Origin of the sequence: Thermococcus sp. AM4 (genome assembly GCF_000151205.2) — an archaeon.
In the GTDB taxonomy this organism is placed as follows: Archaea; Methanobacteriota_B; Thermococci; order Thermococcales; family Thermococcaceae; genus Thermococcus.
In genome coordinates this window covers 1,632,866-1,651,273 of record NC_016051.1, presented here as the reverse complement: position 1 = coordinate 1,651,273, position 18,408 = coordinate 1,632,866, and the positions used below count along the sequence as shown (strand labels likewise).

Below are 18,408 nucleotides of genomic sequence, written 5' to 3'. Positions count from 1 at the left end.
TCAATCACCCGGGTAGTAGTAGCCGCCTATCGCGTCCTTCTCCAGCTTGAAGACCTCGTCCCAGGCCGAGAGGATTTCCTTCGCGGTCTCTTCATCAACGCGCTCGATTATGAAGCCGGTGTGAATCAGCACGTATTCACCGGGCTTGACGTCGGGCATCAAATCAATTCTGGCCTCTCTCTTGACGCCTCCGAAGTCCACCCACGCGGTTCCCTTCTCCCTGTCAACCTCCAAAACCTTCGCAACGGTCGCCAGACACATGAGCTTCACCTACCCTGGATTCTCAAACGGGCTATTTAGCCTTTCTAAAACCTCCGGTTTGAAACCGTGAAGGTGGGCTCGAGCTTTCTTGAGCGGTGGTAGGAGCACCTCGCGAGGGTTTCCTCGGCCTCGCTCCTGCTGACCTTCTCAAGAACTATGCCGTAGTAAATCTTCACGTAGTCCCCGGGTTTTACATCTTTTACAAAGTCCAGCCTTGCCTCCTTGAGCTGGCCGTCCACGTCGACTATCGCCCTTCCATTCCTCACCTCGAGGACCTTCCCCGCGAGCATCAGGGCCATGGTTATCAACCAAAGGTGATAGAAAACGATTTATAGACCTTTTCCTGACCAGTCAGTCAGGTGGTTCCGATGGAGGAAATTATGACACAGATGATCAAAGTTGTGAAGAGCAGGTATCCCTACGGAGAGACGGTGGAGAGGATAAAGGAGAAGACCAAAGAACTCGGCTGGAGCGTTATCGGGGAGCACGATCTAGCCGAGAAGATCGGCGTTAAGCTGACCATAATCGAGGTCTGCAACAAGGATTTTGCCAGAAAGGCGCTTGAGAAGCCCGAGAACCGCTGGATTTCCGCCTTCATGCCGTGCCATTTCTCGGTCGTTGAGAACCCCGACGGGGTTTACGTTTACTGCATGAACATGGGGCTCTTCGCAAAGATGGCTCCACCGGAGCTCGGCGAGGTCCTCTCAGAGGTCTCGAAGGTCGATGAAGAGATCGTTAGTTCGATTTTGTAACTCCCAACACCTTTTTTCAAACCCCTCCCGGGCGGAAAGTTTAAATTCCCTTCTGCACATAACTGTCCATAAGAAAATGACTGTGTGGTCAGAAGGGATGGGAATGGCCACAAAATCACCGGGAAAAACAAGGGGAAAACTAGTGGCGTCGGCAATGGAGCTCTTCGCAAAGAAGGGCTTTGACAAGACTACCGTCGATGAGATAGTCGCCCGAGCGGGAGTTGCCAAGGGGACGTTCTACCTCTACTTCAAGAGCAAGGACGACCTCATAAAGGAGCTCGCCTTCGAGGTCATGCCCATAATGGCCATGCCGTCCCTGAACGACCCTTACATCACGGTTTCTTTCCCAACCCTTGAGAGCTACCTCCTCCAGCTTGGAAAGGAGTTCCTCGACTTTTACTCCGAGAGCTACCGGGCGGAGATATTCTTCCACATGCTATCCGTTCGCGAGAGGATGAAGAGCATCGATGAGATCTACCGTCAGGCCTGTTCTGAACTTTTGAGGGAAGGTGCGAGGAGGATCACCGCGTACGTTAAGGTCGGCTTTGAAGACGCCCTCATAGCGTTTCAGGTTTTTGTGGCGTCACTTATGCACTACCTCCACGCAAAAGAGTGCCTGGGGTTCCCGAAGGAGCACTACCTGAAAAAGATTGTGAACGTTGTTCTCAATCACCTCCGTCTCTCCGCCAGTGTTTGAGCCCCTCGTTTAACACGGAGTGTCACATTAATCCATTCTGTTTCGGCCATTGCAGAAAACTATTTAAGGTCTTGACGTCCAGTCTAAATGACTGGTCAGTCATTAAAAGGTGGTGACCATGGCAGAGAAACTCGTGCCGGTTGTATGTCCCTGGTGTTCAGTCGGCTGTCGCTTCTATGCGGTCAGCGTTAACGGCTATATCAGGAAGATCGAGTTCGACTACGACAACCCCACCGTCAACCGCGGAAAGCTCTGTCCAAAGGGCGTTGCGTCATACCAGTTCATAAACAGCCCCAAGAGACTCAAGAAGCCCCTCAAGCGCGTTGGTGAAAAGGGAGAAGGAAAGTTCGAGGAGATAAGCTGGGACGAGGCGTACAGGATAATCGCCGAGAAGATCAAGGAGATCAAGGAAACCTACGGTCCAGAGGCCATAGCCTTCCTCGGGAGCGAGAAGATAACCTTCGAGGAGAACTACCTCGTCCACAAGCTGTCCAAGGCGATAGGAACCAACAACCTCGACTTCCCCGGCAGATACTGCCAGTACTCCAACAGCCCGGCCAGAACGAAGGTGTTCGGCAGCGCCGCGGCGACCAACCCATTCGAGGACGTTGCCAAGGCCGAGCTGATAGTCATCTGGGGCCACAACCCAGCGGAAACCGCTCCCGTCTTCTTCGGCCAGTACATCGAGAAGGCGGTCCTCGACAACGGGGCGGAGATGGTCGTCATAGACCCGCGCGCGACCAGGGGTCATAAGTACGCCTCGCTTCACCTCAAGCCCTACCCCGGAACCGACCTCGCGATAGCCCTGGCAATGCTCAACGTCGTAATCGGCGAGGAGCTCTATGCCAAAGAGTTTGTCCAGGAGAGGGTTACGGGTTTTGAGGAGCTCAAGGAGTCCGTTAAGGACTACACCCCCGAGTGGGCAGAGAAGGTAAGCGGCGTTCCAGCCGAGGACATCAGAAAGGTGGCAAGGCTCATAGCAACGAAGAGAACCGCCCTCCTCGTCAACGAGGGAATGAACCAGCACGTCAACGGCTTTGAGCTCGCCCTCGCAATAGCGAACCTCATAGCCATCACCGGCAACATCGGGAAAGAGGGAGTCTGGAGCGGTGTCTTCCCCGGTGCCCAGTGTGGATTCTGTGCCGCCATGACTGGAATAGCTCCAAACAAGCTCCCGACCGGAAAGCTCGTCACCGACGAGGCCGCGAGGGCCGAGCTTGAGAGGCTCTGGGGCTTCAAGATACCCGACTGGGCTGGCCTCGATCTAACCAGCATGATACGCGAGATGGGCAACAGGATCAGGATGATGTACATCGTCGGCGGCAACATCGCCAAGTCCGCCCCGAACAGCAGGTGGGTCAGGGAGCAGCTCAAGAAGCTCGACTTTCTGGTTGTCCAGGACATATTCCTCACCGACACTGCCATGTACGCGGACATAGTTCTCCCAGCTGCCGCCTGGTTCGAGAAGACCGGAACTGCAATAAGCGCCGAGAGGAGGGTTCAGAGGACTTACAAGGCCGCCGAAGCCCCGGGAGAGGCAAAGCCGGACTGGCTCATCCTCGTCGAGTTAGCTAAAGAGCTCGGCCTCGGCGAGTACTTCAAGTACGAGCACCCGGACGAGATCCTCAGGGAGATAAACAGCGTCATTCCGATCTTCAAGGGAGCAACTCCCGAATATCTCGCGGAGCACCCCGAGGGATGCTTCTTCCCGTGCACCGAGCCCGGCGAGGGAACGAAGGTTCTCTTCAAGGGTGCCTTCAAGACGAGCGATGGAAAGGCCCACCTCCAGCCGGTTAAGTGGCGCGAGCCGCCGGAGATGCCGGACGAGGAGTACCCGCTCTGGCTCACGAACTTCAGACAGGTCGGCCACTGGCACACGGGAACCATGTCCTTCGAGAGCCCGAGCCTTGAGAAGCGCTGGCCCGAGGAGTACGTCATGATCAACCCGAAGGACGCCGAGAAGTACGGGATAAAGAGCGGAGACCTCGTCAAGGTCGAGACCAGGCGCGGAAGCGTTCTCGTCAGGGCCGAGGTTACCGACCACGTCAGGGAGGGCGTCATAGCCATGCCCTGGCACTGGCAGGCCAACTTCCTGACCCTCGAAGAGACCCACGAGATAACCAAGATGGCAGAGCTGAAGGCCGTCGCGGCCAGGGTTAGTAAGGTGGAGGAGTGAGGTGGTTGGAATGAGCAAGAAGATTTTCCTCGACTATAAGCGCTGTATCGGCTGCAGGGCCTGTGAGGTCGCCTGTGAGATGACCCACGGCGAGGCAAGGATAAGGGTCTTCGAGTTCCCCGACCTCTTCACCGTCCCCTTCAACTGCCGCCACTGTGAGAAGGCTCCGTGTCTCAACGTCTGTCCGACCGGGGCACTCTTCAGGGACGAGGACGGCGCGGTGGCCTTTGACCCGCTCAAGTGTATCGGCTGTCTTATGTGTGCGGTAGCGTGTCCCTTCGGAATTCCAAAGCTCGACGAGGAGAACAAGATCATGGACAAGTGCGACCTCTGTTCCGACAGAAGGGCGGAAGGAAAGCTTCCAGCGTGTGTCTCGGCCTGCCCAACCGAGGCCCTGCTCTACGGCGACGTAAACGAGGTCCTCTGGAACAGGGAAGGAAAGATCGTGGCCAACCTGAAGAGCTCCGCAGAGAAGGGGGAGGGCGAGAAGGCCTACATCGTCCTCTGACCTTATTTTTTTGCGGGGAAAACCAAGGGTTAAAAACCAAGGGGTGGTGAAACGTGAACGGCACCGTGTTCATGGTCTCGGCACTCTTGCCCTTCCTGCTGCTGCTCATCTACAAGATGGAGGGCAGAATCGCCGATACCGTCGCGATCCTGATAACAGGCCTCGCACTGGTAGTGAACGGCCTTGGGACGTACGCCTTCTTCAGATCGGGGGCAGAGAAGGTCTACCACTTCTCCTACGCCTCCGGCGGTAAGCTCGGAGAGGTCTTCGGCGTTAACGTTGACGTGGCGTCGGTTTTGATGGGCTTCGTCTCGATACTCACCGCGTTCCTGCTCGTCCTCTACGCGGCGGATTACCTGGGCCCGTCCAACAGGGGCTCCCCCCTCAAGGAGGGCAAGGGGCGCTTCTACGCACTCCTCGGCCTGCTCGTGGGATCGAGCATGGCATTCATATACTCGACGAGCCTGATCCAGTTCGCCGTGTTCCTCGAGCTGATGGCGGTGGCGTTCTTCTACCTGGTGAACTTCCACGGAAACGCGGAAGGAAAAGCACTGAAGGCATTTCTCGTCCTGAACCTCGGCGTTTTCCTCCTGCTGCTCTCGATAGTCCTCCTCGGCAACGGTCAGGAGCTGGCAAAGATGTCCTCGCTCTCCCAGTCGACGAAGGACAGGATCTTCGCGGTTCTAACCTTCGCGGCCTTCGCGATGAGCTCGCAGTTCTTCTTCTACTCGTGGCTTCCGGATTCAACGGCTTCCCCGGTTCCGGCCAGCGCCTACGTGCACTCCGCCTCGATAGTCCCCCTCGGAAGCTTCATGCTCTTCCGCGTGATCCAGTACATGAACCCGGGAAAGGACGACTTCTGGCTCCTCGGAGCGCTCACCGTGGCGCTGATACTCCTCATGATGATCTACTACCCGCTCCAGCGCGATGCAAAGAGGCTAATAGCGTACTCCACGATAGCACAGGCGGGGGTTGCCTACATAACCCTGGCCTACGCACTCCTCGGCCACGAGGTTGGCCTTCAGATAGCCCTCTACCAGGTGGTCAACCACGCCTTCGTCAAGGCACTGGCATTCATGAGCGTCGGGGCCTTCGCCTACTCCCTCGGAACGACCGACCTCAAGAGGATCAGGGGAATAAGAAAGAGCCTCCCCTGGGCCAGCGTCGCGTGGTTCATGAGCTTCCTCGGCTTAGCCGGTGTCCTTCCGCTCGGACTGTTCTTCAGCAAGGCCTTCACGATCATGAGCACCAGGCACGCCCAGGGAATTGCCTCGTGGCTCTTCCCGGCGGTGGTCCTCTTCGACGCGGCAATCTTCCTGGTGGTCGTTCTGCTGTGGTTCAGGGAGATATTCTTCGGTGAGCCCGAACCGAGGGCGGAAGTCAGCGAGCCAGCGCTCATGACGGCTGCAATGATCGTCCTGATCCTCATAGCCATCGTTGCCCCCTGGATAACGCTGGACGTGGTTATGAAGATAGGCTTTGCGGGGTGATGGGGAATGTTCCTTGAGTACGCGATCATAGCCTTCATCATCGGCGGTGTGATAGGCTTCGTTAGGGAGTACAAGGCGAGTGTAAAGGCCTCCAGCTTCATGGCCTTCCTCGGCTCGCTCGCGATCCTCGGAGAGGTCTACTACGTCTACACCAACGGGCCGGAGAAGCTCAGCCTCTTCGGGATCCCCCTGAACGTGAGCGGCCTCTCAAACGTCTTCCTCCTCATCATAGGCATAGTCGGCGTCGCGGCATCGCTCTTCGCGATCAACTACATGGAGATCTTCGAGAAAACGGGCAAGGGCTGGGTGTACGCAATAGCCTACAACACGTTCCTCGCGAGCATGACCCTAGTCGTTACGGTGGACAGCATGGAGTACTTCGTTATGAGCTGGGAGCTCATGACGCTGAGCTCGTTCATACTGGTCTTCTTCAGCGAGAAAAAGAGGGACACGGACGCGAGCGTCAAGTACTACATCACCATGCACTTCCTCGACACGATTCCGCTCTTCCTTGCCCTCGGAACGGCTTACTCGCTCGTCGGAAGCTTTGAAAAGCTCACCTTCGAGAACATCCACTACCACCTCCTCACGGCCCCTGAGAGCACAAAGCTCGTACTGTACGGCCTTCTCCTGCTGGCCTTCATGACCAAGGCTGGAATAGTGCCCTTCCAGTTCTGGGTGGCGGAAACCTACAGGGCGGCCCCGACCAGCGTTTCGGCGGTGATGGCCGGAGCAATGGAGAAGGTTGCCCTCTACGGTCTCATCGCCCTGGTCTGGAAGACCGTTGGGCCGAACACAACCCTCGGTATGATCGTCGCGATCCTCGGTGCGATAACGCTAACCGTTGGAACGCTCTACGCCCTCAGGGAGACCAACGCAAAGAGACTGCTCGCATACCACTCCGTTGGCCAGATGGGCTACATATGGCTCGGAATCGGCATAGGAATGGCCCTCATTCCAAAGGGCGGTTTCCTCGGGGCTATTGGAGCTCTCGGCGCCTTTGCAGGGCTCTTCCACGCACTCAACCACGCGATATTCAAGGCCTCGCTCTTCCTCTCGGCTGGCGCGGTGGAGTACAGAACCGGAACCGTTGACCTCAACGAGCTCGGCGGTCTCGGCAGGAACATGAAGATAACCGCTCTGGCGGCGCTCTTCGCCTCGCTCGCCATAAGCGGCGTTCCGCCCTTCAACGGCTTCATCAGCAAGTGGCTGATCTACGTCTCCGGCTACCAGTCAGGAAGCTTCATCCTTGCCTTCGGAGCCGTTCTGGCGGCCTTCATCAGCGCCGCTACGCTTGCATCGTTCATCAAGTTCTACGGAACCCAGTTCGGCGGCGAGATGAAGCGCTACGAGGAAGTTAGGGAAGTTCCAGCGGGAATGCTCATAGGCCAGTGGATTCTGGCCGGTCTGACCCTCGTCATCGGCGTCTTCCCCAAGCTGGTAGTCCCAATCCTCAACGAGCCCTTCAACGCACCCCTCACCGAGAACCTCTACAGGATAGGCTTCGGCTCGGTGCTCTTCTCGCCGGTGATCTTCGTGATACTACTCGCCGGACTCACCGTTGCCCTGTACCTGACCTTCAAGCCCGAGTACAAGGAAGCCAAACCCTGGGACTGCGGCTCAACCGAGATAGACGAGGACGAGTACAGAACGAACGCCGAGGGCTACTACCACTGGTACGAGGAGAAGATAGGCTCCTTCTACCGGCTGGGCGACTGGTTCTACAGCGTTGGGGCCGGAATAATCCACTACATAGTCAGGGCCTACCTCTGGATCGCCAGCTACTTCACGAAGATCGTCGATACGCCGTACACGAAGGTTGAGACCCTCGACGACCTCCGTGAGAGGGAGATAATGCACATAGACGAAGAGGCCCTCAAGCCACTGCTCAGACTGCTCAGGATCGTCAAAAACGTCCTCCCGGGAATGAGGCTCGGAACCTTCGTGATCCTGGCCCTGGTTATCATCGGAGCCGTGATAGGAATCCTTATAGCCCTGTGAGGTGATGGGAATGGAGACAACGATCAAGATCGGATTCGAGCTCGTCGGGATCCTCATCATCTTCCTCCTGCCGCCTTACCTCGACGGAATAGCGAGAAGGGTCAAGGCGAGACTCCAGTACAGGCGCGGGCCGCCGCTCATGCAGACCTGGTACGACCTCCAGAAGCTCTTCAACCTTCCATCCGTCAAACCAACGAAGAGCTTACTCTTCACCGCGGCCCCGTTCCTGGCCCTGGCCTCGGCGATCTCGGCCGCGCTGCTCCTGCCCTACGGAAACGTGATTCCAGTGGACTTCGGCTTCAACCTGGTGGTGTTCTTCTACGTAATCCTGATGGTCAGCGTCTTCCTGATCTTCGGAGGTCTGAGCGTCCAGAACGCCTTCAGCCACATTGGCGCCACGAGGGAAGCCCAGCTCATCCTCACCGTTGAGCCCCTCATAGCGGTTCTCTACGGTGTCTTAGCTTACAACGCGGGTTCGCTCAACATAGCCGACATCATAGCCAACCTCCACCTCACGCCCTCGCTCGTGCTCGCGTACATCGTCCTTGCCTACGCGCTCTACGTCGAGAGCGGCTTCGTGCCCTTCGACGTTGCCGAGGCGGAGCAGGAAGTCATAGGCGGCCCGCTGGGCGAGTACAGCGGAAGGCTCCTCGGGGTCTTCTACTACGCGATACACATAAAGCGCTTCGCACTGCTGTGGTTCTTCGTCAGCATTCTAACGATGCCCTGGATCGGACCGATAAACACCCCGGAGAGGGCGGCACTGGTGCTCGCACTTCAGTTCATCCTGACGGTTGCCTTCTACCCGATCATAGCGGCCCTCGAAGCGACTAACGCGAGGCTGAGGATAGACCACGTAGTAAAGATGAACGTTAGGATGTTCTTCGTCGGCCTGGTGATCCTGGGCATGGCGTTCATGGGGTGGTGAATATGGTAACGACGAAGGATTTGGAGGCTCACTTCGAGTTTGAGTGCAGGGCCTGCGAAAACGGCCACTGCAGAAAGGCTGATGTCGAAACGATCCTCGCTGAGAGAAAGGGCCTTAGGGAGTTTTACGAGGCCTTCAGGGAGCACATTAAAGAGTGCAAGAGGATGAGCTACGGTGAATACCAGTTCGTGATTGACAGGGAAGTTCTTCCAGAGGCCGTCCTCTGGTGGCACAACCACCCGGAGTTCAAGGAGACCCACCTCTCAACTGCCGTTGGAACCGACGAGAGGCCCCTCAACGGCCACTTCGTCTACATGCCCTTCCTCAACGTCCAGGTCGAGCCCCTCAACATGGACGAGAACTACTGGGTCTTCCTTAAGGCCTATCTCCCGGCCGACGACCCGAGCTTCCCGAGCGTCGCGGCAAAGCTCCCAGCCGCGCTCTGGATAGAGAGGGAAGTTAAGGACTTACTCGGCTTCAACCCCATTGGCCATCCTGACCCGAGGAGGCTCATCCTTCCGGAGGACTGGCCCGATGGTGTTTACCCGCTCAGGAAGGACATGGACTACAGGCACTCACCGATGGCAGAAGTCAAGACAGAGTTCAAGGAGAAGCCCGAGGGAACGACGCTCGTCCCAATGGGTCCGGTTCACATGGGTATCGAGGAGCCGGCCCACTTCAGGCTCTTCGTCAAGGGAGAAGAAATCGTAGACGTTGACTACCGCGGCTTCTACTCCCACAGGGGAATCGAGAAGACCGGTGAGGGCAGACTTACCTACAACCAGGTTCTCTTCCTCGCCGAGAGAATCTGCGGAATCTGCGGCTACCAGCACTCCGTCAGCTATGCCATGGCCGTTGAGCGTTTAGCCGACGTGGAAATCCCGGACAGGGCGCGCTACATAAGGACGCTGATGCTCGAGCTGGAGAGGATACACAACCACCTGCTCTGGGTCGGCATTGCCGCGCACCTCGTCGGCTACGACACCGGCTTCATGCACGCGTGGAGAATCCGCGAGCCGGTCATGTGGCTCGTCGAGCGCTTAACCGGAAACAGGAAGCAGTACGGAATGAACATCGTCGGTGGAGTTAGGAGGGACATCCTCGACTACCGCAAGGAGGAGATCCTCAAGGTGGTCAAGCAGATACGCGAGGAAACCAAGAAGTTCCTTGACATCGCCCTGAACACCAACACCTTCATCAAGCGCGCCGAGGGAGTCGGAATCCTGCCCTACAAGGTCGCCAAGGCTTACTCCGTCCTCGGACCGACTGCAAGGGCCAGCGGAAGGAAGATCGACACGAGGCTCGACCAGGCAACGAAGACTGCCATGGCCTACAACGAGGTTGACTTCAAGGTTCCTGTTTATAAGGAGGGCGACGTTTTAGCAAGGGTTCTCGTCAGGATGGACGAGCTCTTTGAGAGCCTCTGGATAGTGGAACAGCTCATTGACCAGATGCCCGGCGGGGACATAATGGTTCCAATCGGCGACCTGCCGGAGTACGAGGAAGCCCTTGGATTCACCGAGGCCCACCGCGGTGAAGTGGTCCACTACGTCATGACCGGCGAGAAGAACAAGGTCTACCGCTGGAAAGTCCGTGCTCCTACGTACAACAACCTGCCCGCCGTTCCGGAGATGCTCAAGGGCTACCACGTTGCCGATGCACCGCTCATCATAGCGAGCATCGACCCGTGCTACTCCTGTACCGAGAGGGTCCAGTTCGTCGACGTCCAGACCGGCAAGGTGAAGGTTCTCACCGAGGCCGAGTTCAACGAGCTCTCAATCAAGTACAGGGGGGTGTTCTGATGGCCGAGAGCCTCTCCTACACCGAGAAGCTCAAGAAGTGGGACCGCTTCGAGGTCGAGAAGTTCAGCAAGAAGGCCCCGGTCACCACTCCCTATCCTTTTATTGACATCGAGAAGCCACCCGAGTACCGCGGAATTCCGCACATCAACCCCGAGAAGTGCATAGGCTGTGGTGCCTGCGTCAACGCCTGCCCACCCGATGCGCTAATCCTCGAGTGGGACAAGGAGCACGGCGTTAAGAGGCTCACCTTCAACGCGGCGAGATGTATAAGGTGCCACCGCTGTGTGGAGGTCTGCCCGACCGGCGCGATGGAACCGACGAACATCTTCGAGATAGCGACCGACAACAAGGAAGACCTCGTCGAAGTCGTCGAGCACAAGCTCGCTTACTGCGAGGAGTGTGGCGAATACCTCGACTTCACCGAGAGGCAGATTGAGTACGTGAGGAACATCCTGCCCAAGGAAATCTTCGAGACCTACGCCCTTGAAGACAGAATCGGCCTGACCCAGGAGGCAAAGATGCGCAAGACCGTCGAGAAGCTCAGGGAGACCGAGGGAATTCCAGTCTCGGCCTTCATGCTCGTGAAGAAAGGGGGTGAGGAGTGATGGGACGAAGGCTCAAGTCCGTCTGGGTCTATCACGTTGATGCCGGTTCATGTAACGGCTGTGACATCGAGGTGCTCGACGTCCTCAGCCCGTACTACGACCTCGAGAGGCTCGGTATCAAGGTCGTTCCCAACCCGAGGCACGCCGATGCCCTCTTCATCACCGGCCCGCTCACGAGGCAGACGAGGATAATGCTCAAGAAGGCCTACGAGGCCATGCCTCCGAAGCCGAGGATAGTCGTCGCGATAGGAACCTGCGCCTCAAGCGGCGGAATCTTCTACAACAGCTACGCCCTCTACAACACCTCCCCCCAGCGCGGGAGGGACAGGCTCAGGAGCGGTGGACCGGAGATGATAGTGCCGATAGACATGTACATCCCCGGCTGTCCGCCGAGCCCGGAGGAGATACTCTACGGCGTCGCTCAGCTCCTCGGCATCAAGGAGAAGAAGATGAAGGGCGAATACTGGATCGCGCTCCCGCCGAAGGAGACGCCCAAGGCCGAGAACGAGGTCGAGTTCAGAATCCCAGACAGGCCGATACCCCTCCGCTACTGGCTCACCCTTCGCGAGGAGCTCAGGCGCGTCGTTGGCTACTACGACAGGGAGGCCGTCCTTGAGGACTTCATGGCCCTCGTCGAGAAGGCCTTCGAGAGCGAGGACCCGAGGGAGAAGCTCCACGACCTCGTCACCGGCTACTTCCTCAAGGAGAAGGACTCCAGGATAAAGGTCGCCATGCGCTTCCTCGAAAACGAGTTCTGGAAGCTGTACGACGAGTACCACTCCCTCGGTGAGGCCCTCAAGAAGAAGTACCCCGTGACGGCGGGTGTCTGAGGTGCCCTGGAAGCTCTACCGCTTCAAGTACGAGGACTACCCTGAGTACTCGGCGAGGATAACCGGCCACTACGCCGGCGACCTGCTAATCATCGAGGAGGAGGGCGAGCTGAGCGAAGAGGCGGTGAGGCTCATAAAGTCCGCTCTCGGAATAGACGAGAACGCGAGGGCCTTCGACATCGAGGTCAGGGACGTGCTGAGGCTCCCGATTAAGGAGTTGCCGGAGAAGGACAGAAAGATCCTGCTCGAAGCCGCTGAGAAGCTCGACTCCGAGAGCAAGCTCCACATAGAGTACCGCTACCAGCCGAGCTTCGATTAAACTTTTATTTTCCCACAACTTTTCTCAGGAGGTGGTGAGATGAACGAGGAGACGCTGAAGAAGGCCAAGAAGGAGCTGATTCAAAGGGTGAAAGACTTCTACGGCGACAACCTTCTCTCGATAATCTTCTACGGGAGGCACCTCCGCGACCCGAGCTTTCCAGAGATAGACGTCGTCGTAATCATTGACAAGCCTTATGACCCGGTGAAGATGAACCGCATGGCGGACTTCGTTGAGAACATCCGCGACCCTATAGAGGAGAAGTACGGCTACCACGTCTCCTTCGAGCTCTACACGCGCGAGGAAGCGGAGAACTTCCATTCGGGCTACCTCGACGTAGTGGTTAACTACGAGGTCGCCTACGATAAGGATAACTACTTCCAGAACCTCATGAACGACATGCTGAATCCGAAGAAGGCGATGGATTACGTGAAGTACATCAGCACCATCGAGTACATCCAGCTGGACGAGGAGAGGGAGGAATGATTGGGGCAGTTCTGGCCGGAGGAAGGGGAAAGCGGTTCGGGGGCGACAAGCTACTCTACAAAATCAACGGCAGGCCTTTGATTCTTTACACCATCGAGAGGCTTGAAACAGCTAAGAGAATAGACGAGATAATCTTAGTTGCCTCGAAGGACAACGCGGAAAAGCTTAAGAGGCTCGGCTACCGCGTGGTCGTTGATAACCTGCTGATAGGCCCGATGGGGGGTGTTTACACAGCCTTAAGCCTCGGTGATGCCTTCGTCGTTGCCGGCGACATGCCCCTTCTCGTCCGGGAGTTCGTCGATTTCATCGTCTCGGAATTCGAGAAGAGCGGAAAAATCGCCTGCGTGCCGCGCTGGAGCAACGGCTACCTCGAACCCCTTCACGCCGCTTATTCTAAGGCTTTCCGCGAAATCCTTGAGGAAAAGATAAAAACCGGAAACTACGCCCTCAACAGGGCAATCCGTGAAGCCAATCCCTGCTACCTCCCGATAGAGTCCCTCCCCGAGGAGTGGCGCGAGAGCTTCTTCAACGTGAACACGAGGGAGGATTTGGGGAGGATACAAAAGGGATAAATAGCATGCCCCTCAAAGTTTAATGGGAGAGCCATGGGCATCGAGATTAAGGGAGAAGAAATAGTAATCAACCGCGAGCTCAGCGAGCTGGATAAATTTGTGTTTGATGTCATAGATGTTCTTGAGAAACACGTCCGTTACGTCATAGTCAGCGGATACGTTACCATTCTCTTCGGCCGCTCTAGGGGTACCGAGGATGTCGATTTTGTGATAGAGCTGCTTCCCAGAGAGGAATTTATCTCCATGTGCGAAGACGCGCAGAAGGCGGGCTTTGAGTTCCTCAACCCCGAAGACTGTGAAGGTCTGTACGAAATGCTTGCCGACAGGCTTGGAATACGGATGGTCAGAAAGGGTGGGATAATCCCAAACGCCGAGATAAAGTTTCCCAAGGATGCCTTCCATAGGGAGGCGCTCGAAAAGAGGATTCCAGTCCGGTTCAACGGGCGGGTGATTTACATCTCTCCGATAGAACTTCAGATAGCGTACAAGCTCTACCTCGGCACTGACAAGGACGTGGAAGATGCCTTTTTCCTCTACGAGCTGTTCAACGAGAAAATTGACAGGAGGATGCTCGATGACTACGCGAGTAGGCTCGGCGTTGAAGTTCCGTTCTAAGCGCGATTTGGGAGAGAGGCTCGCCTTCATCCGGCTCTACGTGAAGAGGCTGAAGGAGAACCCCGATGAAGTCTTCAAACAGCAGGTGAGGCTCGTGAACTCCTTCCTTGCCTCCGCCAAGAGCTTCCCGCTGAGCAGGGAAGAGTACCTGCGGATGAAGGGAGAACTGCGGAGAGAATAACCCACTTTTGGGCGACACTCTCCTCGGTTAGTGTTCAAAAGGAAGATAAACCAATCCCCACTTACATTGTTGAGGGCTTATCCCTTTTTAGAATCCCCGCTAACAGCTCCGCCAGTCTCTCGGCACGCTTCCTTATCAGCTCGCTCGGCTCCTGAAAGAGGCCTGTCGAGCCTGGCTGACAGCCTATGAGCACGAACTCAGCGTTAACCATCGTCTTCATGAACTGGGTGACGAACTTCAGCGGAAGGCCGTGCGTCGATATTGCCTCTCCGAGCGTCCCCTCCGGGTCCGCTATGATATACTCGCCGACTTCACCGTTGAAATCAACGGCATCGACGAGGACGACGAGGTCGGGCTTAAAGTTCGCTATCTTGCCAGTGTAGTTCTCCGGAACTTCCCCACAGTTCAGCACGAGGACGTCCGGGTTCTTTAGCAACTCCTTCAGTCTCTCCGCGACCAGAACGCCGAAGGCGTCGTCCCCCCTTATATCGTTCCCGATTCCGCAGACCACGACCCTTTTCTTTCCCTGGAAGAGTTCTTCGAGGTTCATTTTCTTTCACCCAGTTTCATCAAAACGAAGTCCAGAACCTTCCGTGCGATTTCGATTGCTTCCCCAGCAAGCTCCCCGGGAACCGAGTAGTAGCCGGGATACCTGACCTCAACGGCAAAATCCGAGAGGTAGTGGGCTTTTAGGTCGTACAACTCCTCGAACGAGGGGTCTATCTCCTTGCACCGCTCGATAAGGTATGCTATATCGTGGGTTCTAACAGGGGGTTTGCCGTGTTTGATTAAGAACGCCTTCAAGAACTTTTCAACGGCCTGCTGGGCGTGAAAAGCGGCATAGTCAAAGATGCCGTTTTCGAGTGCAAGCTCCGCGAGTTTTAGGTCGTCACGGCCTTTTCTTATCCAGTCTCTCCAGCTCATATCTTAACTCCCTCACGCAGGGCGTAGTGGTAGATGTACTCTTTGGCACCTTTCACTTTCTCAAGTTCGTCCTTCGAGATGACGAGTATGTCCGTCGCGAGGCCTTTCTTTGCGAGCGTTTTCCGTATTTCCCCGGTGAAGGCCAGCCTTTCTTCCCAATTTAACGGACGGGCAGTAACTATGAGGACGTCCCAGTCGCTGTCGGCTCTGAAGGGGCCGGGGGGGACGGGAGCCGAACAAGATTATTTCAACTACCTTAACCCCATGCTTATCCGCTGACTTCATTACAGCATCATGAATAAGTTTCTTCGCTTCCATCGACCAAAAGATGGAAAGAAATGAGAAAAAGTTTTCCCTAAACGGTCCCAGCACCGTACTGTCTCAGAAGGTTGTAGATGTGCTGGGCGGCATCGGTGTAGAGCGTGAACTTCTTACCCCTCGCCTTGAACTCAAGGTAATAACCGCCGAGAAAGGCCTTTTTGAGCTGAAGGAACTTTATCTCGCTCAGCGGAATGTCCTCGTAAACTTCACCAACTCCAGCCGCTCTCAAAGCTGCCTTTATGGCGACCGTTGCAACGTAGCCTCTAAGCCTGTACTTGCCCGTGAGCTTGAGCCTCTTGTTCGTTATCACGAGGTTTCCGACGCGCTCCTGACTCATCGCCCCCATCTTGAAGCGAACTTCACCGCGGTAGAGTTCCTTTTCGGATTCTTCACCGGAGACGGTAACTTTCTCGACGGTTTGAGGCACTTCAACTGGCTTCGCCTCTGCGAAGCGCTCCGCCTGCTCCTGAGTAGCTTTGGCGACCGCTCCGGTTTCAGCATCGTAGGCTTCAACGACGGCCTTGAGAAGGAAGTAGTGGAACTCAAAGAGGTACTGGAAAAATTTGAGGTCGCCGCAGGTGTAGTCCCACTTCTCTTCCCTCATGCGCCTTAGTCTTTCCTGGGCATCTTCCAGCAGTTTCCTCGCCTCTTCCATGTCTCCGTAGTGCAGAACATGGCACACGTTTGAGGCGAACTTCAGGGCGGAGATTCCACGAGGGATACCTTTCCTGTTAAACTTTGCTTCTGGTTCTTGGACTATACAGGGTATCTCGTCTTTTCCAAGTTTGAGAACATCTCGAAAGATACCACCGATTTTGTAGTCTTTAAATGGGTTATATATGCCATTGATAATTTTAAGTTCTTCTTCCGCTTTGTCGAATCCGTCTTTGGATGTAATGAAGTCACCTTTCAAAAGTGCTCCTAAAGCCCTTTCAAGGGGAGGGGAGATTGCTGAGAGTATTTTCCAATCTCCATTGTTTTTTGAGGAGTATGCTCTGAACTTCTTTCTGCACTCCTCTAAGAAATTGTCACCGAATTTTTCCCTTGCGAGCTCTTCGATTGATGTTTCCCAATATCGTTTCTCTAATTCTTCCCTCCCCTTTTCCAATTCCTTGATTTCATTTTTTGTTTGTCTAATCAACTTAAGGTGCCCAATAGCTATTATCAATATTGCATAACCCATAACCATCGCACTAAGCATTCCTATCATGAGCAGAATAGCTCTAATAGTATCGTTTCTCCCCGATGCAGCTATAAATGAAAGTAATGTCAAAAGAAATGTTGCCAAAAGTATATTATAATGAGTTTCAATGACTTTATTGTTTTCTTTTATTTTTTCTTCTCTCCATTTAATTTCTTTTTCTTTCCAAGTTATTTCATTCCATAGTCTCTCTCCTCAACAAGAGCCCGAGCCTTGTCAATGCACTCTTCCACGGTTTCATCAAATTTAAGTGGTTCGAACCTCTTCGCCCGCTCCAGCTCAGCTTTCATCTTCTCAAGAAGAGCGTCGAGGTTGACGTTGGCCTGCAACGACACACCACCCGAAAAAGTAGGGCGTGAAGATATTTAGGGGTTTCGGCTGAAATCGCTAATCCTCACCCGCCGCTTTGGGGATAATCCGTATAACGTCATCGGAGATTCTAAACCCCTTCTCAACAAGCAGGGTGAGTAGTGGCTTTACCTCATCAACAACGCCCCGCTTCTTTGCGAGCAGTAAAACGCCCGCAGTTCCAATTACGTTGATTCCGAGTTCTCTCGCGATTTTTCGAGCTTTAAGGTCATCGGGTATCAAAAAGTCAGCTCCGAGTTCAATAGCGAGGGCTATTGCCTCGGATTCACCAGCCCCGAGGAGCTTCGAAAGGGCGCTGACAAGGGGTCGATTCTCTGGGGACGTGACCTCTATCCACTCCGGAAGCTCCTCTCCGAACTCTCTGCGCACAGCCGGTGGAATGAAGACCCTTCCAAAAACTTTGTGAAGAACATCAAGCTTTCCAATGTTGGACAGCCCTATCAGGGGACTCGTGTTTGATACAATCGTCTTCATTCCAGACCCTCTACGGTCTCTATATCTGCCTCTGCCTCATCCTTCGTGTAGTTTATTGGCACGTCCCTCTTTCTCAGTTCGTAAAGGAATTCCCTCAGACTCAGGCCCGCAAATTCCGCGGCCTTTCCGAGGCTCAGCCTCCCCTCGCGGTACAGTTCTATGGCCGCGAGCAGAAGAAGCTCCCTCTCAGGTTTTGGGCCGAGGAACTCGCGAAGCGTGGCAGGGGTTACACCTTCCATGCTCCCACCTGAAGTACAGTCTTCGGAGAAATATTTAGAGGTTTCGTTTGGTTATGCACCGGCTCATAGAAGGCTTTGACAATGAAAAAACTATAACCAAATCCGCTGGATTTCTTTATTGATGACGAAATCACTTGTACGCTCTCCCTCGGGGGTTAAGCTCGACGAGGGCGATAATCCTATCCTCCCAGTTCACAGTATAAATGAGGCGGTATTCACCGAGTCTAACCCTGTAAACTCCTCTCTTTCCAAACTTTTTCGCCTTCTTGCCTTTGACGGGAACTATATCAAATCCAGAGGGAAAAGGTGTGCTGTACAGCTCATTAATAAAGTCAAGGAGCTTTCTCCTATTGGCAGGGGGTAGCTTTTCCGCTCGCTTTAGAACGTCTCTACCAACCTTCACGTCCCACAAGCCTTATTCCTCCAAGGAACTCTCCAGGAGTTTGATGGCGTCTCTGCCCGAAATTCCGTCTTTTTCAATCTCTTCTGCCTTCCTGAGAATTTCCTCGTAGGCTTCTTCATCTATTTCTTCCGCGGCCTTCGACTCTACCTCCTTCCTGAGAAGTTCGAGCTTCAGCTCTTCAAGGTCGCGTTCAATTTTCTCTATCCTCTTTATGATGGCACCGTAGTTAATGACCTCGGCCATTCTCCCACCAG

At 55.1% G+C, this 18,408-nt stretch carries 25 protein-coding genes; 15 read left to right on the top strand and 10 right to left on the bottom strand.

Translation table 11 applies throughout. From position 1 onward, the window contains the following. Positions 1–261 (bottom strand): HypC/HybG/HupF family hydrogenase formation chaperone, encoded by a 261-nt coding sequence (locus TAM4_RS09095; RefSeq protein WP_014122950.1) that lies wholly within the window; start codon positions 259–261, stop codon positions 1–3. Positions 262–305: 44 nt separating this feature from the next. Continuing rightward, positions 306–560 carry a HypC/HybG/HupF family hydrogenase formation chaperone gene (locus TAM4_RS09090; RefSeq protein ID WP_014122949.1) on the bottom strand — a complete coding sequence of 85 codons (255 nt, stop codon included), beginning with the start codon at positions 558–560 and terminating at the stop codon, positions 306–308. Positions 561–629: 69 nt separating this feature from the next. Between TAM4_RS09090 and TAM4_RS09085 the strand changes: the two genes are divergently transcribed. The 15 genes from TAM4_RS09085 (at position 630) to TAM4_RS09015 (ending at position 14,223) form a co-directional block, all read left to right on the top strand. After that, on the top strand, positions 630–1,013 hold the full coding sequence (locus TAM4_RS09085) for a DUF302 domain-containing protein (RefSeq protein WP_014122948.1): 384 nt from the start codon (positions 630–632) through the stop codon (positions 1,011–1,013). 142 nt (positions 1,014–1,155) lie between these two features. Beyond that, the gene (locus TAM4_RS09080) at positions 1,156–1,710 is read left to right on the top strand and encodes a TetR/AcrR family transcriptional regulator (protein ID WP_237702082.1); all 555 of its coding nucleotides are present in this window, start codon (positions 1,156–1,158) and stop codon (positions 1,708–1,710) included. A gap of 118 nt (positions 1,711–1,828) precedes the next feature. Further along, positions 1,829–3,886 (top strand): molybdopterin oxidoreductase family protein, encoded by a 2,058-nt coding sequence (locus TAM4_RS09075; protein ID WP_014122946.1) that lies wholly within the window; start codon positions 1,829–1,831, stop codon positions 3,884–3,886. Between the two features lie 10 nt (positions 3,887–3,896). Then, positions 3,897–4,394, top strand: coding sequence for a 4Fe-4S dicluster domain-containing protein (locus TAM4_RS09070; protein ID WP_048150512.1), 498 nt, complete (start codon positions 3,897–3,899; stop codon positions 4,392–4,394). Between the two features lie 53 nt (positions 4,395–4,447). Next, entirely contained in the window at positions 4,448–5,884 is a 1,437-nt protein-coding gene (locus tag TAM4_RS09065) for a hydrogenase 4 subunit D (protein WP_014122944.1), read from the top strand. Positions 5,885–5,890: 6 nt separating this feature from the next. Continuing rightward, entirely contained in the window at positions 5,891–7,885 is a 1,995-nt protein-coding gene (locus TAM4_RS09060) for a proton-conducting transporter membrane subunit (protein WP_014122943.1), read from the top strand. Positions 7,886–7,889: 4 nt separating this feature from the next. Continuing rightward, on the top strand, positions 7,890–8,813 hold the full coding sequence (locus TAM4_RS09055) for a respiratory chain complex I subunit 1 family protein (protein ID WP_237702081.1): 924 nt from the start codon (positions 7,890–7,892) through the stop codon (positions 8,811–8,813). A 2-nt stretch (positions 8,814–8,815) separates the two neighbouring features. Next, entirely contained in the window at positions 8,816–10,615 is a 1,800-nt protein-coding gene (locus TAM4_RS09050) for a hydrogenase large subunit (RefSeq protein ID WP_014122941.1), read from the top strand. Continuing rightward, complete coding sequence (locus TAM4_RS09045; RefSeq protein ID WP_014122940.1) at positions 10,615–11,220, top strand: 4Fe-4S dicluster domain-containing protein; 606 nt, start codon at positions 10,615–10,617, stop codon at positions 11,218–11,220. The genes TAM4_RS09050 and TAM4_RS09045 overlap by 1 nt, the downstream gene beginning before the upstream one ends. Further along, positions 11,220–12,050, top strand: coding sequence for an NADH-quinone oxidoreductase subunit B family protein (locus TAM4_RS09040; protein WP_014122939.1), 831 nt, complete (start codon positions 11,220–11,222; stop codon positions 12,048–12,050). The genes TAM4_RS09045 and TAM4_RS09040 overlap by 1 nt, the downstream gene beginning before the upstream one ends. A gap of 1 nt (position 12,051) precedes the next feature. Next, on the top strand, positions 12,052–12,369 hold the full coding sequence (locus tag TAM4_RS09035) for a hypothetical protein (RefSeq protein WP_014122938.1): 318 nt from the start codon (positions 12,052–12,054) through the stop codon (positions 12,367–12,369). 39 nt (positions 12,370–12,408) lie between these two features. Beyond that, the gene (locus TAM4_RS09030; protein ID WP_014122937.1) at positions 12,409–12,855 is read left to right on the top strand and encodes a hypothetical protein; all 447 of its coding nucleotides are present in this window, start codon (positions 12,409–12,411) and stop codon (positions 12,853–12,855) included. Beyond that, positions 12,852–13,427, top strand: coding sequence for a molybdenum cofactor guanylyltransferase MobA (gene mobA, locus TAM4_RS09025; protein ID WP_014122936.1), 576 nt, complete (start codon positions 12,852–12,854; stop codon positions 13,425–13,427). Before TAM4_RS09030 ends, mobA begins: the two co-directional genes overlap by 4 nt. 33 nt (positions 13,428–13,460) lie before the next feature. After that, complete coding sequence (locus tag TAM4_RS09020; RefSeq protein ID WP_014122935.1) at positions 13,461–14,042, top strand: hypothetical protein; 582 nt, start codon at positions 13,461–13,463, stop codon at positions 14,040–14,042. Next, positions 14,002–14,223: a hypothetical protein gene (locus tag TAM4_RS09015; RefSeq protein WP_048150506.1), complete on the top strand. Its 222-nt coding sequence runs from the start codon at positions 14,002–14,004 to the stop codon at positions 14,221–14,223. Before TAM4_RS09020 ends, TAM4_RS09015 begins: the two co-directional genes overlap by 41 nt. 61 nt (positions 14,224–14,284) lie before the next feature. Here the strand turns inward: TAM4_RS09015 and TAM4_RS09010 are convergent, their stop codons facing one another. The 8 genes from TAM4_RS09010 to TAM4_RS08975 all read right to left on the bottom strand — a co-directional run bounded on the left by TAM4_RS09010 (position 14,285) and on the right by TAM4_RS08975 (position 18,397). Then, positions 14,285–14,773: a hydrogenase 3 maturation endopeptidase HyCI gene (locus tag TAM4_RS09010; RefSeq protein ID WP_014122933.1), complete on the bottom strand. Its 489-nt coding sequence runs from the start codon at positions 14,771–14,773 to the stop codon at positions 14,285–14,287. Beyond that, entirely contained in the window at positions 14,770–15,147 is a 378-nt protein-coding gene (locus TAM4_RS09005) for a HEPN domain-containing protein (protein WP_014122932.1), read from the bottom strand. The genes TAM4_RS09010 and TAM4_RS09005 overlap by 4 nt, the downstream gene beginning before the upstream one ends. A 355-nt stretch (positions 15,148–15,502) precedes the next feature. Continuing rightward, positions 15,503–16,123, bottom strand: coding sequence for a hypothetical protein (locus TAM4_RS08995; RefSeq protein ID WP_014122931.1), 621 nt, complete (start codon positions 16,121–16,123; stop codon positions 15,503–15,505). A gap of 716 nt (positions 16,124–16,839) precedes the next feature. Beyond that, positions 16,840–16,998 (bottom strand): hypothetical protein, encoded by a 159-nt coding sequence (locus TAM4_RS11735; protein ID WP_014122930.1) that lies wholly within the window; start codon positions 16,996–16,998, stop codon positions 16,840–16,842. A 58-nt stretch (positions 16,999–17,056) separates the two neighbouring features. After that, positions 17,057–17,512, bottom strand: a complete 456-nt coding sequence (locus TAM4_RS08990; protein WP_014122929.1) for a DUF3368 domain-containing protein — start codon at positions 17,510–17,512, stop codon at positions 17,057–17,059. Continuing rightward, on the bottom strand, positions 17,509–17,751 hold the full coding sequence (locus tag TAM4_RS08985) for a UPF0175 family protein (protein ID WP_014122928.1): 243 nt from the start codon (positions 17,749–17,751) through the stop codon (positions 17,509–17,511). Before TAM4_RS08985 ends, TAM4_RS08990 begins: the two co-directional genes overlap by 4 nt. Positions 17,752–17,881: 130 nt before the next feature. After that, positions 17,882–18,154, bottom strand: coding sequence for a type II toxin-antitoxin system RelE/ParE family toxin (locus tag TAM4_RS08980; protein ID WP_237702136.1), 273 nt, complete (start codon positions 18,152–18,154; stop codon positions 17,882–17,884). 12 nt (positions 18,155–18,166) lie between these two features. Next, entirely contained in the window at positions 18,167–18,397 is a 231-nt protein-coding gene (locus TAM4_RS08975; protein WP_014122926.1) for a hypothetical protein, read from the bottom strand. Between the last annotated feature and the right edge of the window lie 11 nt (positions 18,398–18,408).